We start from the raw sequence: 552 nt of genomic DNA, 5'->3' as shown, positions 1-552 counted from the left end.
CCGTGAAGGTGATGGGCGTGAAGGCGGTCGAGCTGACGGTCAGCCAGGTCCCGTCGCCGGGGTTCCCGCCCTCGGCGAAGCCCGCGCCCTGGAGGCGGACGGCGTTGCCGGAAATCGTGATGGCCGAGTTCAGCCGGTAGGTGCGCGCGCCGAGGTTGACCGTGCCGCCGGCCGCGCCAAGGGCATTGATGGCGGCCTGGATGGCCGGCGCGTCGTTGGTGGTGCCGTCGCCCATGGCGCCGAAGTCGCGCACGTCGACGCCGCGGTCCGCCAGCACTGCGCGGCGGAGCTGGGAGAGGCTGGCGCGCTTGGTGGCAGGGGTGGGGGTGACCTGCACGAAGGGCGTGAGGTCGCTATCGGCCACCGCGGTCGCGGCCGGCAGCTCGCTGATCTTGAGGTCGGGCATGGGCTCCGTCCGTTGGGGGGTGCTGGGATCGGGGAGGAGACGGCGCGTTCAGTCCTGGGCGATGGCGGCGCCGTCCTCCTGGAGCAGCTTCCCCCCCTCGGTCAGCATGAGGTGCAGGTCGGGCAGGATGTTGAAGGTGCGGGAGG

Annotated in this window: 1 protein-coding gene; it reads right to left on the bottom strand. The window is 72.3% G+C overall.

Features of this window, described 5'->3' with window-relative positions:
• A partial coding sequence (locus AC1DWF_RS37655; protein WP_476843513.1) for a glycosyl hydrolase family 28-related protein occupies window positions 1-406 on the bottom strand: 406 nt, incomplete at its 3' end.
• Between the last annotated feature and the right edge of the window lie 146 nt (window positions 407-552).

The sequence above is a fragment of the Aminobacter sp. P4_D5 genome, assembly GCF_056401815.1.
Note: the sequence above shows the minus strand (reverse complement) of the source record. Positions and strands in the feature narration are given on the sequence as shown.